Genomic DNA, 13901 nt, shown 5'->3' with positions numbered 1-13901 from the left:
TCAACGACGACGCGTGGATAGGGCGTCACCACTTCCAAATGGTCATCAAGCCGACGAAGATACTTGGAAAGGGGGGATCAAAGGCAAAGGCGTCCCGGCATTTGAGATCGCCATGGGTTTCCGTCTGAGAACGCTCTCGTTCGAGCCATCGATCGACGCCGCGCCGCAGTTTTGCCTGGGACGAACCACGCCTTCAGATCGTCGTTCCAGCGGGCGCGAGGAAAGGTCTTTCTAAACCGCTCTACCGTCATGCGGTCGTATGGAAATGCCGCCGTCGCACCGAGACGCCGGCCGTGAGGCTTTGGCCGCAGCTCGGAAAGCTCGCCGTCCAGGCGGGCTTTCTGCACCGTTGACAAATGTTCGATGACCAAGGCAAATCGGGTCCTTTGTTGGAGCTCGTCCCTTGGTCTCCTATGTTCGGCAACGCCTTGCGGAAATCAAAGCGGATCCCGCCCTTCGCACCCGCCCCTCTAAGGGAAAACCTTCGCGACGGCAGATGTCCGTTGCCTCTCGGCTATTCGCAGCCCTGGGCTTCAGCAAGCGATTGCTGATCGTCGTTCATCTGATGGATGGTGAGAAATCCGTGTCGGACCTAGTTTCTCTGGTGGGCGGGACCCAGACCGCCCTTTCACAGCATTTGAGCGGCATGGCCAAATTCGGAATCGTCCGATCGCGTACCGAAGGTAAACGGCGCTTCTATTCCTGTACGTCCGAACAGGCGAAGATGGTGATTGGCTTTCTTAGCGACATCGCCGAAAGCGACAAGCTTCCGCTGCGAAAGAGATCGGGAAAGGGGTCATCTTCTTGGCGCCCCGGCTAATCGGTGGGCACCAAGCCGCGCCGCCTTGTATGTCAGGTCTAGGTGCTTGCCCGCGCAGCCGTCAATCTCTCCGGGGCGACGGCCTCCAGGGCCGTTTCTGAACGCGCCAGTCCTGAGAGCCTCAACCTCCCAACACGGAATGATGCCACGCCGCTTCGATCTGAACATGAAATGGCGCCATCTCATCGAAAAGGCGGGTGTGCACGAACCGATTGGGATCGACACCGGTGTTGAAAAGAGGTGACGGCACGGCCGAGAACGCTTCGGATGGGTCTCACGGCTTGCAGGAAGGTAGGCTCGCTCAGGTCGTAGAGTGAGGTCCGCATTGCCTTCCTCGCTCGAGCAAACTGAATCGCAGTGAGTATGTGGCCGCGACGCTCACAACGGCAAGGCAGGCTCAGTCACAGACTGGCGGTCTTGTCCGGGCTGGAAGCCTGGTTCAGCATCGCCGTGAGCTGATAGGATTCCATCGACTTGGAGTGGCGCGTTATCGCGACGCTGCTACCCGGAGGAAATGAGCACTACTTCAATCGCGGGCGGAGCCAGGACCGGGCAAAGGTCGCGGCAGGATCATGAAGTGAGACAGGAGTCGGGTAAGACCGGCGCGCTTTGCCGTGCTGACGGTCTCGCGTGCGATAATCTGGCTGAAATTATCTCGCCTGGCTGCCACCTCGAGACTAATTTAACGGAGTGCCGAAGGAGCCGCGCAATAGCGGGCGTTCCCGCGCTCGGCGGTAGATTGCTGCCACCGTGCCTTAAGGGCGTGCTGAGCTTAACGGGTCGCCGATGTTATCTGGTTTTGATTGACCAAGATGAGAATGCTGCCCGTATCGCTCCGCCGAACCTGAACAGTCGACCTCCCTCTTGGACCGCCGTGAGTTGCCGGCGTATTACCTGGAGCACTAATCGAGATTACTCGACGAAGGAACATTCCATAGACGTTCGCGGAACCAAAGCGGCCAGCTTAGACCTTAGGAACCTAGGACATGAGACTTAAGTCCTACTGCGTAACCCGCGAAAGGAAAACCGCGAATGCCTTTGACTTTACTTCGCGAACTGCACCATCGTTATCGAGGCAATGGCCCACGTTCGGAAGGGCTATCCTTAAGGTTTAGTTGTGTTGTTGCTGATAGTCGGCGAAGATAAGCACGCCAGTGATGGCCCCGGCCCGGCTGCCAAATAAGTCCAAAAATCATCCCCGGCAGTCGGGCCACAGCCCATCCCAACGGAGCCTCCTACAATGTCGGTGCACCGCTTCAGTCATCCAGTTCACGTGTTCGTGGGGCTTGGCTTTCCCCATCCTGTGACGTCCGTTCAAGAAGCCGTTCAGGTCCTCGATGAGTGGACCGGCAGACGCAGCCCCATCTATGAGGCGGCAGCCGTCCTTTGCCGGTCCGCGCTTGCCGACAAAAGAGACATTGAGGCGGCGTGCGCGACCTTTGAGGCCTATGCTCAAGCCCACGGAATTCAAGCGCCGGATCCAACTGAACTTGCGGTCGCACGCGCGGCGGATGATTGGATGACAGCTTACGACGGGCGTTCTGAATCTTTTTCTGATAATTAGATCGACCGCGAGGGGACAATCCCGGCCGGCTCCCGGAGGAGCCTGAAAGGGTTAGGCTCCTTCCTCCAGGCCCTGGGTGTTTTAGCTGAGGACGACCCCACTTTCGCTCCGCTCGCTCGCCCGCTGATCTGGAACTGAATGAAAGGCGGCATATCCGCCCTCCCCTGCTGCGGCCCGCCGGTCCGAATGAGGCTGGCATCCTTCGACCGGGTGGACTGAATACGTGTCCACTCGCTGCCCTTGCAATGGCCTGACGATGACGCTCTTGCACCAATTATCGATGACTGGCTGCAGAACTCGCGGCGGGCATGGCAGAGATGGTAGAGCGCCGGCTGCCCTGACCCGCAGTCGACCTGCGCCATGCCAGTCGGCCGACATAGCGAGCGCAAGGAGGCGCGAAATCTGCAGGTGGATGGTCAATCTCAGTGGCGCAACTATCAGCCAATAAGGTTAGACCGAACCTGCTCTTTTAGAGGAGCCTCCTCCTCAGTGATTTTGTTGACAAAAACCTGCCCCCCGATACGCTTTTGACAATCAACTGAAACTTGCGACGATTTTTCCGATGCTGCGCATCGGATCAAAGCCGCCGACGGTTCGACATTAGGTGAACGGTTGTTGGAAATTGAGAAGCGGCAAGCTCCACGGAGGGCGGAGGGAAGATTTGCATCGGCTTGTGCAGAGTCCGTGGCTGCAGCTGTCGGCCGTCCACTTTTTGAAAACTCGCTATCGATATTGAACCGGACTGGCGCTTGGCACATCGCCAAGGACCTTTGTCAGGAGTTCGTTCCCGAACACGCGCAGGTTCGGTATTGGCGGCTTGGTGCGCTCGCTCCCGAAGGCCTGGCCCGCAAGATCGCGGCGCGGCTGATGATGCTGGAAATCAACTGGCTCAAGGACAGCCCACGCTGCTTGATCGGCAGCAAAGCCGCCGACCGGAACACGCGCGTCTTTCTCGATCCGCTCTTTGTGCTGAGATCGGAGCTGGCCGAAAAAGATATCGTGCTCTGCCATGACGTCGGCCCTTTGAGCCATAGTTTTCTCTATGACGCTGTAACCGTCGAGAACTACCGTGTCGCTTATGAAAAAATCCGCAGGTGCAGACCCGGGGTCGTTTTCGTCAGCGATTGGTCGAAGGATAAATTCGTTTCGATCTTCGGGCTGCACTTCCGCTTCCTCACCACGATTCCGCTGTACGTGCGTACGGGTCTATTTACCGGAGCCCTGGAAGCCCTTCCTGGTATCGACAGCCCCTTCTTCCTGACGGTTGGCGCCTTTGAGATACGCAAGAACCAGAAGGCCGCGCTTGAGGCATATCGGGACGCCGGGTTCTATGAGCAAGGTATCAAATACGTGCTTTGCGGTCCGCGAGGCGAGGGCCGCGATAAGATCATTGATCTTGCGAACTCGATACCGGGGGTTGTGATGCCGGGATATGTGCCGGACAGCCAGTTGCGCTGGCTCTACGCGCACGCTGAGGCATTCGTCCTGCCGAGCCTCCTGGAAGGGTTCGGCATGCCAGCCTTGGAGGCTGCCCATATGGGCCTTCTCCCCATCGTCTCCGAAGACAGCGCCTTGGTGGAAGCCGTGGAAGGCGTCTGCGCACAAGTGTCGCCGAAAGACACGGCAGCAATCGGACAGGCGATGCGGCGCGCGTTTTTACGGAGTTCTCACGAAAAGGCGCAGACCAGCCTCGAGCTGCGCGACGTTGCTTCCCGCGCCTCGAAACGAAGCTTCCTGCAGGGCTGGAGAAGTCTCCTGCTGGGAGCATAAAATGGGTCCAGGGCGTTGGATTGCCGCCTCGCCCATAGGCGGTCAAAAAGGGGCTGGGCCGCGCGAGATCAAAATGGCATTGCCCGCTGCCAGCGCACGCCTTCATTTTCAGCCCGTCTCGGCGCCAAAAGGGGTAGCGGCATCGACAGCAGGCGTGGGCTGTGCCGCCCGATAGGGATTGCGCCTTTCAAAATCTGCCGCCATGCGCAAGGCGCTGACCCTGGTGGCAGAGACGACGGCGATTGCGATGAAGAACACGGCGCCGGGGTCGGCGCTGCCACCAGACACCGAGTTAGCGATTATGCCCGCGAAGGCGGCGTTCCTGATGCTCATTGCAACTGCAGCCGTTTCAGGCGCCACCCACTGTTGGACCCCGCCCAAGCCCCTGATCAGGACACCGAGCAGCATTGCCAGCATCAGAGACCCAAACAAACCAAGCTGGGAGAGAACCGCGATCGGCCAGCTCGATGCCCTGGAGCTGCCGAAGCCGACGCCAAGGCCACTGGTGTCGACGAAGGACTGCAGGCTCTTGAGGTTCCAATAGGTGCGCTCATGCCCCGAGGCGGAATCGGCTTTGTTGACGATGGTGCTGTTGATGAGCCTGACGAAGGGGTCCAGCGCGTCGGCCCGGTAGAGGCTGACGCCCATAACAACGGCCACGCCCAGCACCATCAGCACCGTGATCAATATCTCCTCCCGTTCGACTCTTCCCCGGAGAACTGATGCCAGCATTGAGAGGGCGACCGGAATACACAGTAAAGTCAGGCCAACGTAGGCGGTCGAGGACGTCGAAAGGATGGTCAGGAAAATCAGGATGGCCGACAGCCACTGGGCAAGGCGCGATCCGGTCATTCTCCAATATGTGTAAGAGAAAGCCAGGCAGACCAGTGAAGCGCCGGCAAACGAAGAAGCCTCGGAAAAAGGTCCCGTGATGCGCGCGAAACCGGCCTCGTACGCGTCGCTGATGATCGCATAGTTGGCGGTTCTGACCGGGGCGAGCACGTCGCCCACACCGGCATTCTTGCTGACGAAATCAATCAGCCCCATGCCAGCGTGCAGGGCGCACCACAAGAAGAAGCCACGGCGTAGCTGGTCTATCCTGTCGGCGTGCAGCAACAGGGTGCAAAGCGCAATGGTCGTGAGCCCACCGAGAATGAAATAGCCCGTCTGAGAGATGTTGCCTGAAACCGGAGCCAGCGACGCTTCCACGACGGTGCCGCGGATTTTCGACTGGACAAAGACGGCCGTTTGGCCGGCGAAGAACCTTGGAAACAGCCACGCCCCAATGATTGCGTACACCATGAGGCTCGCAAGGATCCAGACCGGGCGGATGCTCCCAAACACGCTTCCCAAGTCAAGCCATATACGTCGTCTGGCAGCGACGGCAGCGACGAGTAGAGCCTCGAACACGGTGTAGATGAGCGGAGATGACCCACCCAAAACAGTCAGGGTCATGAGGGCCGTGGCGCCGAATGCCTGGGAAGCAATCAGCCCAACGATCAGCAGTCCCCGGGAATAGTATGCAATGATCAGAATAGCCGCGCACACCAGCAGACCCGGTAAAGAAACCTGCATTGCTGATCGAGCCCCGCTCTCAGTTGGTCATGGTAACGTTGACGAAAGACGCTATCCGGTGATGCATCTTTCGACAGGCACATAGCTTGGGCAAGAGAGCCAAACGGCGTAGTCCCGTGTCCTGCGGGAGGCCCTAGCACCGAGCAGCGGCAGACCCCACCGCGGCGTTATGCTTGTCGGTGAGCCTGGTAAAACGGGCTGCCAGAAATGGATGGCGAGCATGGAGCGATTTGCTTGAGCAAGAGAAGCACGTGCGGCGTAGGGCCGACACCTCCGGAATTTTCGAGACGCCGCCCTCGCGGATTCCCGCCTACCCCTTCCTGCAAACGGCTAATTGGCAAACGCACACTAAAGAACGCCTCGACGGCGGCGAATGTCACACTTATACACAGAACTGCGGGCACGTCTCTGCTTACAATCGAGAGACGTCGTGTTAATGGGACACTATCGGGAGCTCTTGGCAAACGGGGTGGGTTCTCCAGAGGTCCATGTTGAGGAGGATAAGCGGTATGACCACCCAGGTTGTCCATGGCGCATTTGGCCCTAAGCAGATGATGCAATTGAGGGAAATTTACGAACGGGCGCGCGCTGTGAGCGCCCATTATCCTGAATCCCACCTTGCCAACAAGGCCGCCAAGAAGTTGATCGATGCCTTCGAAACCGTGACCCGCAGCGATGAAAAGGGTAGGCGGTGGCTGAGTGAGACGGATCCCCAGGGAAACGCCTGAGGTCCAGCGTCAATTCCAGGAGCTATCAGCCTGTCAGCCAATGCCGGCAGGCGGATGTCTACTACGCCGTCCTGGCGCTGCTCCCGCAAAGCGATAGAGGAGCCATCGGGGGGGCGGGCGGCTCCCCTATCTTGTCTCGCGTGTCCGCAGACAGACCGCGAAGGCCCGGGCAGACGCTGGCAAATCGATGTTCGTACTGGGCAACGCATTTCGTCAACGAAGCCTTTTGTGGCAAGACGCCACAGAGTACTGCCTGCCCAGCTTCCGCCTATTGAATGAGCATGACGGCTTAGTCAATCTCGGACTATTTGCATGCTTGGTTCATGAACTGAGCTTATCGGCCAGCCCTGTTGCCCGCGCAACTGGCGACATTCGCTCGGCTTGAATAAAAAAATTATCGGAAAATTAACTTAGATTAGCACCCACTTGTAAAGCATAAACTATTCAATCCTAGGTGGCGTTTGGGAAACGAGGAGCGCTCTAAGCTGAAGAAGTCCAGCTAGGCCTTCACGGGACGGGCAGAAAACTTCAAGAAAATCCGGGAATTTGAGGGGGTTATGTCGGCCGCCAGAAGGTCGTCGTGTTTGATCAAGGGTTGGGGTACTAGTATGATTTCTGCAAACGGACTGCATAATTTCGACTCCGCAAGTCAACCAGAAACTCCGTCGAGCAGCATTAGAAGGGGCAGCGAACAAGCAGATAGAGAATGCCTCCTTATTCTGGACGGAAGGGCGTTGGACCGCGAATGTCTCGCATCGGCCCTCGAGGATCATGACCTGGGAATGGCCGTTGCCGCCATGGGATTGATCGAAGAATGGCGTATAAAGAAGGGGGCTTATCCTCCTCTAGCTGCCATTCTATTTAATCTTGGCGGACGCAAATTTACTGACCGTGGGATTGCAGATGAGATCAGAGCCATCTCTTCTGAGTTCAGCTCTGTTCCAGTCATAATCTTATCTGATACAGAAGATCTCGGGCAAATACTAACAGCACTTGAATGCGGCGCACGCGGATACATCCCGACTTCTGTTGGTATTGACGTCTGCGTCGAAGCCGTCAACCTTGCGGCGGCGGGTGGCATCTTCGTGCCGGCCAGCAGCGTGCTGTCGATGCGGCATCTGATCGATTCAGGCAGCCGCGAGACGCGTCCGTTGACGGCTATGTTCACGCACCGGCAAGCTGAAGTGGCTCAGGCGCTTCGGCGAGGTAAGGCGAACAAGATCATAGCCTACGAACTGAACTTGCGCGAAAGCACTGTGAAGGTGCACATCCGAAACATCATGAAAAAACTGAAGGCAACCAACAGGACAGAGGTCGCCTACAAGGTGAACGATCTTTTCGGCGAAGGCGCTCTCGCGCAAGAATGATAGTGGTTTCAGGCGGCCCGTCGGGGATTAGCCCCGGGGGGCCGTATTTTTGTTAAAATCGCTCCGCCATTGTTCGAATGGCGTCTCGTCTGAGCCAAAACGCAATATCGGCTTAAGCACCGCGGTTGTTTTCGCAAATCTATTCCGTTTGCAGGATCATGCACCAACTGCAGGTGCTCTCACACCGACGCGGGCAAAGGACAGTGTCGGTTCTCGCGCCAGGTTTCATCAATCGTGGTCTCTCCGGCCGTCTTAAGAGCAGTGGGGGGCAGCGCTGCAACGGCGGTTCCAACGTCGCGAATGCGCGTGCTGCGACCCTGGCAAAAAGGAACGGCGTTCATCTCGGCAACTCCGATGGGGCGCGGCCACTGTCGCGAAAGGAATTGGCAAATTCGCGCCCCGGCCGGCTGGTGATGCATCTGCCTGATGATCTCGTCCTTCAGGGCCCATGGTATGGCGCGAAACAACCATGCTTGTACAGATTCCGGTCAACCGTGAAATCAGACGGACCTGCCGGCGGTGGCCTCAAGTCTTGTGCCGCGGCCGGAGCAATGGACTTGCAATGCCACCGCCATAACCGGCGTCTTTGCCCTGCTTAGTCGGGCGCGGGCACATCCGAGGCGTCGCGCATGGCAGAATGTCGGGATTTGAATTCGCTCGAGCTGACGATGCCAAAGGCAATGGCATCGCGCGTCATTGATCCTAAGCGCAACTGGCGGGTATAGGTTTCCATACCGTAGCTGTCCGCAGGGCGTTCCAACAAGAGCAGGTAAAGAAACGCGACATAGGCGCGGTCGGTAAGCCCAATCGTGGCATACTTAGCCTCGAATTCTTCGGAGCGAATCATTTCCATGATCACGTTGGTGAGCCGGGCGTCTCCGCTCTCGAGCGTTGCCGACCAGCGATCCAACTCCGCAGCGTCGCCGTTATGGCCAAGTACGAGGCAATAGGCAAAATTTACCTGACGCACATAGGTGAACCCGTCGGCAAACTTGGCACCCGCATCGCAATCCCGGCGCGGTTTGGGCAGGGGCTGCGGGCCACGGGTGATGTCGCGAACAGCCATATAGGCAGGTTTGGGTTCACCTGCTATCCATTTGCCTTTGTTTGCGGCAAGTCTGACCAGCCCCATATTGGCTTCGAAGCTTGGAGCCCAGTAGGTCTCATCCAGCAGCTCGTAGATGTGCGCTGCTTCGACTTTGTACTTGTCCTGGAGTTCGCGAAGCCGTGTCATTGTTTGCTTGACGCCGTCAGCCTGCTGGCGCTCACTGCGCTGACTTCCGTAGGGGTTGTTGAATTCGGTGACCCAGATCGGTTTGCCGTAGGAGGAAATCTCGCGGAAAGCCCATTCGGGATCTTCCCCGTACATGTGCCAGACGGAGATGTCCCAGGCGATGCCATCCTGCTTCATCCGCGCGAAGGCGCCAGTATGGCCCCATCCAGCTGTACCCATTGCCTTTTTTATGCTCGGGTCGACTGCCGTCATGCCCTCGGACAGGCCTTTGAGGACGGCGCTCACCTTCACCCAGCGCGGACCGTAGTAGTCGAGCACTCCGTTTCCACCCGCGGGACCCCACCCGCATGGATATTGCGACCCGTCATCGCGTTTCTCGCAGGGCTTTATGATGGCGTATATCTCCATCTCGTTGCCGAGTTCCCAAACGCGGATATCGTTCTTGAACCTGGCGCCAAGGGCGAACGCCAATTGCCGAGCCTCGCCATAAAGCTCTTCCGGCTTGTCCTTGTCCAGGTCTAGTCCCGGCGTGATCACGGGCAGTATTTCGATCCCTCTTTCTTTGCCGGCCTTTACGAGTCGCGCAAGGGTATCTCCTTGATCTGCCGCCGTGATGTTGACCCGATATGATTTGACGCCGAGATCTCTGACGAAATCGAGTTGTCTTTCGATCGGAACATCCGGGTAGGAAACCACCGGATGGCCGTTCACGCCCCAGAGCAAATCGGCGGATGCGGGCGCGGATGCTGTCAGCAACAAAGCAGCCGCGGCTGCAAAACGAAACGACATAGCGATCATGCCTCCCTGTACGACATTCAATATCGGGATTGTCGGAACTACCGGATGTTGAAGCAATTTGCCTATACGGGGGTGGGAAGCTTCGCATTACCTCCTTTGGAGGCCATGACCTAGCCATCAGGCGGCATGACTATTTGACTGCCACTTCCCTGACAGGACACCCGGATGGGCGTTGATGCGTGCCGTGATGAAACGAATTGATATGTGCTTTGTGCGGCAATCAGTTGGGGGTAACTGCACTTGCGTTCGACTAACCGTAGACTTCCCCGAAATCCGCGTCGACCTGGATCATAAGCTCGAGATACTTCCATGCGATCCATCGCCAAGAATAGCTGCTCGCCCGGGTATGGCCCTTGCCAACCATTCGCTTACGCAAATCCGGGTCAACCGCTAGCTGGCGAACGTTTTCGGCCCATGACTGTACGTCGTCCGGGTCCGCATAGAGCGCGGAATCACCACAGATTTCAGGCAAACAGGGCGAAGTCGAGGCTATGACCGGGCAACCCGAGGCCATCGCCTCGATTGCGGGCAGCCCAAAGCCTTCGATCCGTGATGGAAACAGGAAGCAGAGGGCGCCTTCGAGCGCCTTTTTGAAGTCGTGATCGTTTACGCGCCCAAGAAGGATTAGGTTCGACGGCATTTCCGGGACGTGCCGCAAGACCGTGGTCTCGTCGATATCCCCAGGCATCCAGAGGTCGAGACCCATCCCATCTAGAAACGATGCGAGCTTGGCTAGAAGCCCCATGTTCTTGTATTCTTGATCCCCCCGGCCTAGGCAAACGACATATGGCCTGCCCCGATTGACGGTCAGGGATGATCTTGTTGCGTCCCACTTCTTGGCATGATCGCTGCCGTTGTAGGTAACGACGATATTTTCCTCGCGTGCGATCCCGAACTCGACCAAATGACTGCGGGAGAGTTGCGAAACCGTCGTGATCCGTGCGGCCCGCCTGCCCAGCATTGGAAGGATCAGGCGGTGTGCCCAACGGAACCCTCTCGCGTAGCTCGACGGCATCATTCTCGTATGCATGTCGTGGATGCATGCAATTTGGCGTCTCAGCACGACGGGCGCGAGGTTGCAGAAGCTGAGCAGCCCTCCCGGCACGTGCCAGGGCAACTGCGCCTGCACCCACAACTGCGGAAGTCGAGGCCTGCTGAACTCAGGGACGATCCGCATCGAGATGGCTTTGAGATGAAGAGCCTCGGCAGGCGGGCGCGGCACCACGAGATCGATCTCAAGGTCGCGACCCAAGGGATGCCCTTCGGAAATAAGGGCATCGAGAGCCATCGTCACCTCGTGGGCGTAACGCGCTATCCCATTGCGTCGAAGCGTCGTGAAATCGCCGTTTATCGTCCACCGCCGCTTGGGCGGCTCGAAGTCCGCGGGTGTCCGGCCAGGATGGCCAATCAGGTACGGCGAGCCGTCGGGAAGCGATCTTGCCACCATCGCGGCGGCGCTCTGCCGGCGCGAGTTCCTGGACTGCAACGCCGGCGCCGCATTGAACTCAGATTTGCCCACCATCTCCTCCACCTTGCCGGACCAACAGCCAGACTAACACCGTCGCCAACGCAGCGGCCCTCAAACGTTTGAGGTAGTTCCAACGCTCGCCCTCGCCTGGCTGGATGACCCTCAGCGCGTCTGGATGACCCAACGGCCGTAGTGACCGCACGCGCTAGCGGTTTAAAACTAGAAACATCGAGAGGGTGACATGGCACGGCACTGGACAATAAACGGACGTTTCCTTTCCCAACCGACAACGGGCGTCCAGCGCTATGCGGGAGAGATCGTCCGTTCGCTGGACGCGCTGATCACCGAACAGGCGCCGCTCACCTGTGGGCTTGAGCTCAGGCTTCACTGCCCACCGGGGAGCTCGGACATACCGCTCAATTCTATCGAACGTTGCGTGCTAGGCAGCAGCGGTGGGCATCTATGGGAGCAGACCCGGCTAGCCGCCTCTGTGCGCGGCGGCGGGCTACTCAGCCTGTGCAATACCGGGCCGGTTCTGTCGCGCAAGCATATCGTGTGCATTCACGATGCAAATGTCTGGAATGCCCCACAAAGCTATTCACTTGGCTTCAGGACCTCCTACAAAGCGCTGTTACCATGCCTCGGCAAGATGGCATGCCGCATTTCGACAGTTTCCAATTTTTCGCTAGGCGAACTGGTCCGGCGGGACATCGTCCCAGAGCGGAGGGTCTTCGTTGCGCCGAACGGCCATGAACATGCCTTGCTGTGGAAGGCTGAACACTCGGCAGCGACACGATTGGCCGCCTCGCGCGAAACCATCGTCATGATCGGCAGCGCCGCACCCCACAAGAATGTGAATCTCATTCTCGATATGGCCGACCGCCTTGGCAAAGCTGGACTGAAGATCGCGGTTGTCGGCATGGCGGGTTCGGCCATTTTCAAAACAGGATCGGCCAGAGCTGAAGCCCGAAACATCCATTGGCTCGGACGCATTTGCGACAACGAGTTGGCTGCGCTGTTGACGGACTCGCTTTGCCTGGCCTTTCCTTCACTAACAGAGGGCTTTGGTCTCCCGGTTGTCGAAGCAATGGCGCTCGGCTGTCCGGTTGTCGTGTCCGAACGCGCCAGCCTGCCGGAGGTCTGTGGGAACGCAGCCCTCTATGCTGCCGCTGACAATCCGCAGGCATGGTTCGACCGTTTCATGGAACTCCGCAATTCCAGGACCCTGCGCCTGCAGTTGATAGGGAAGGGACAGGCTAGAGCCTCGGCATATAGCTGGAGAGCAAGCGCCTTGCGCTACCTGCAGGCGATGGCTGTTGCTGACGGTATCGATACAGAAACCAACATAGTCAGGCTGCGTGAACTCACATGATCGCGTGAAGTGCCTGGACCGCTCCTATGGACTCCAGCATGGCGCGGTCGAAATTCTCTTCCGAGAAGCGCTGCGCGTTCTTGGCGCAGGCCTGGGGCGTGATGAGGTGGCTGTGTTCCTCAAACCGTTTGACCGCGTCTATGAGGTGCTCGATGGTCTGAGCCTTGAACAGTACCCCCGTCGGCTCGGACTTTGCTCCCAGGCCTCGCGCGATATCGACCGCGCCGCCTCTGCCGAAAGCGATCAGCGGCGTCCCACAGGCCTGCGCCTCGGCGAGCGCGATGCCGAAGTCCTCGCAACCCGCAAACACCATCGCCTTCGCCCGGGCAAGCGTATCGATATATTCCTTGCGAGGGAGGAACCCCGAAAATGTGACGTTCGGACCCGCCAGCGATCGTAAACTGGCTGATTGCTGCCCTTCGCCGACTATGACCAGCCGTCGCGACGGCATCTCGTTGAAAGCCCTGATCACCAGGTCGGTGCGCTTGTAGGGGGCCAGGAAGGACGCCGAGACGTAGTAGTCGTCCTTGTCCTCTACGCAGGGCAATTCCTTCAGCGAGACCGGCGGGAAAACAACCCGTGCGTCACGTCCGTAAATGTGCTGGATTCGGGAACGGACATAGTTTGAATTCGCCAGCATCAGGTCTGGACCGTGCGCGGTTCTCGTATCCCAGGTCCTCAGACGGTGCAGCATATAGCGGTAGAGCAGTCCTTTCGGACCGAAGCCGAGCTTGCCCTGTTGAAGGTAGGAGAATTGCTCATCCCAGGCATAGCGGACGGGGCTGTGCACATAGCACAGATGCGGCTGATCAGGTCTTGTGATCACACCTCGGGAAAATGCCGCCGAAGACGAGATCACAGCATCATAGCCGGTCACGTCGAACTGCTCGATCAGAAATGGGCAAAAGAAGAAGAGGGACCGGTAGAATTTCCGTACCATCGGTATCCGATTGGCCGCGGAGGCATGAAATTCCACGTCGCGAAAGTATTGCTCCTTCACCTCAGCCGGGAGGAAATCAAAAAGTGTGAACACCTCTGCATGGGGAAATTGCTTGCATATCTGCGCCAGAACTCGTTCGCCACCCCGGAAATTTGGGCACCAGTCGTGAACGACCGCTATCCTGGCATATCTGTCGAAGTCGGACACCGGAGCAGCCGGAAACTCCTCAATCGGCATTTCGACCTTGGCCGCGATGGCCAGGTCG

General features: G+C 58.2%; 10 protein-coding genes. 6 read left to right on the top strand and 4 right to left on the bottom strand.

Going from position 1 to position 13901, the window contains the following annotated elements:
• Window positions 1-403 precede the first annotated feature (403 nt).
• The 3 genes from FJ936_RS08240 to FJ936_RS08230 all read left to right on the top strand — a co-directional run bounded on the left by FJ936_RS08240 (window position 404) and on the right by FJ936_RS08230 (window position 4154).
• Complete coding sequence (locus FJ936_RS08240; protein WP_140793021.1) at window positions 404-820, top strand: metalloregulator ArsR/SmtB family transcription factor; 417 nt, start codon at window positions 404-406, stop codon at window positions 818-820.
• Window positions 821-2060: 1240 nt separating this feature from the next.
• Entirely contained in the window at window positions 2061-2384 is a 324-nt protein-coding gene (locus tag FJ936_RS08235; protein ID WP_140793019.1) for a DUF982 domain-containing protein, read from the top strand.
• Window positions 2385-3068: 684 nt separating this feature from the next.
• Window positions 3069-4154 carry a glycosyltransferase gene (locus FJ936_RS08230; RefSeq protein WP_140793017.1) on the top strand — a complete coding sequence of 362 codons (1086 nt, stop codon included), beginning with the start codon at window positions 3069-3071 and terminating at the stop codon, window positions 4152-4154.
• A 108-nt stretch (window positions 4155-4262) separates the two neighbouring features.
• On the opposite strand, the gene FJ936_RS08225 is transcribed toward FJ936_RS08230, so the two are convergent.
• Entirely contained in the window at window positions 4263-5729 is a 1467-nt protein-coding gene (locus FJ936_RS08225; RefSeq protein WP_140793015.1) for a hypothetical protein, read from the bottom strand.
• 509 nt (window positions 5730-6238) lie between these two features.
• On the opposite strand from FJ936_RS08225, the gene FJ936_RS08220 reads away from it, so the two are divergent.
• Together FJ936_RS08220 and FJ936_RS08215 are read left to right on the top strand one after the other, a co-directional pair.
• Window positions 6239-6457 carry a hypothetical protein gene (locus FJ936_RS08220; protein ID WP_140793013.1) on the top strand — a complete coding sequence of 73 codons (219 nt, stop codon included), beginning with the start codon at window positions 6239-6241 and terminating at the stop codon, window positions 6455-6457.
• 587 nt (window positions 6458-7044) lie between these two features.
• Entirely contained in the window at window positions 7045-7824 is a 780-nt protein-coding gene (locus tag FJ936_RS08215) for a response regulator transcription factor (protein WP_224588096.1), read from the top strand.
• 595 nt (window positions 7825-8419) lie between these two features.
• On the opposite strand, the gene FJ936_RS08210 is transcribed toward FJ936_RS08215, so the two are convergent.
• Both FJ936_RS08210 and FJ936_RS08205 read right to left on the bottom strand, forming a co-directional pair.
• Window positions 8420-9856, bottom strand: a complete 1437-nt coding sequence (locus FJ936_RS08210) for a DUF4214 domain-containing protein (protein WP_224682222.1) — start codon at window positions 9854-9856, stop codon at window positions 8420-8422.
• Window positions 9857-10106: 250 nt separating this feature from the next.
• A complete protein-coding gene (locus tag FJ936_RS08205) occupies window positions 10107-11378 on the bottom strand; it encodes a glycosyltransferase family 1 protein (protein ID WP_246680428.1) in 1272 nt (423 codons plus the stop codon).
• A 187-nt stretch (window positions 11379-11565) separates the two neighbouring features.
• Here FJ936_RS08205 and FJ936_RS08200 point away from each other — a divergent pair, with 187 nt between their 5' ends.
• Window positions 11566-12696, top strand: a complete 1131-nt coding sequence (locus tag FJ936_RS08200) for a glycosyltransferase family 1 protein (protein ID WP_140793009.1) — start codon at window positions 11566-11568, stop codon at window positions 12694-12696.
• Here the strand turns inward: FJ936_RS08200 and FJ936_RS08195 are convergent.
• Window positions 12689-13873 carry a glycosyltransferase gene (locus tag FJ936_RS08195; RefSeq protein ID WP_246680456.1) on the bottom strand — a complete coding sequence of 395 codons (1185 nt, stop codon included), beginning with the start codon at window positions 13871-13873 and terminating at the stop codon, window positions 12689-12691. The two genes, FJ936_RS08200 and FJ936_RS08195, sit on opposite strands and share 8 nt — an antisense overlap.
• Window positions 13874-13901: the final 28 nt, after the last annotated feature.

This window comes from Mesorhizobium sp. B2-4-13 (assembly GCF_006658535.1).
Lineage (GTDB): Bacteria > Pseudomonadota > Alphaproteobacteria > Rhizobiales > Rhizobiaceae > Mesorhizobium > Mesorhizobium australicum.
Note: the sequence above shows the minus strand (reverse complement) of the source record. Positions and strands in the feature narration are given on the sequence as shown.

Bases quoted from the DNA above. Each gene is read 5' to 3' on its own strand.
- FJ936_RS08235 (WP_140793019.1), top strand. From the start codon at position 2,061: ATGTCGGTGCACCGCTTCAGTCATCCAGTTCACGTGTTCGTGGGGCTT.
- FJ936_RS08225 (WP_140793015.1), bottom strand. From the start codon at position 5,729: ATGCAGGTTTCTTTACCGGGTCTGCTGGTGTGCGCGGCTATTCTGATC.
- FJ936_RS08220 (WP_140793013.1), top strand. From the start codon at position 6,239: ATGACCACCCAGGTTGTCCATGGCGCATTTGGCCCTAAGCAGATGATG.
- FJ936_RS08210 (WP_224682222.1), bottom strand. From the start codon at position 9,856: ATGATCGCTATGTCGTTTCGTTTTGCAGCCGCGGCTGCTTTGTTGCTG.
- FJ936_RS08205 (WP_246680428.1), bottom strand. From the start codon at position 11,378: ATGGTGGGCAAATCTGAGTTCAATGCGGCGCCGGCGTTGCAGTCCAGG.
- FJ936_RS08200 (WP_140793009.1), top strand. From the start codon at position 11,566: ATGGCACGGCACTGGACAATAAACGGACGTTTCCTTTCCCAACCGACA.
- FJ936_RS08195 (WP_246680456.1), bottom strand. From the start codon at position 13,873: ATGCCGATTGAGGAGTTTCCGGCTGCTCCGGTGTCCGACTTCGACAGA.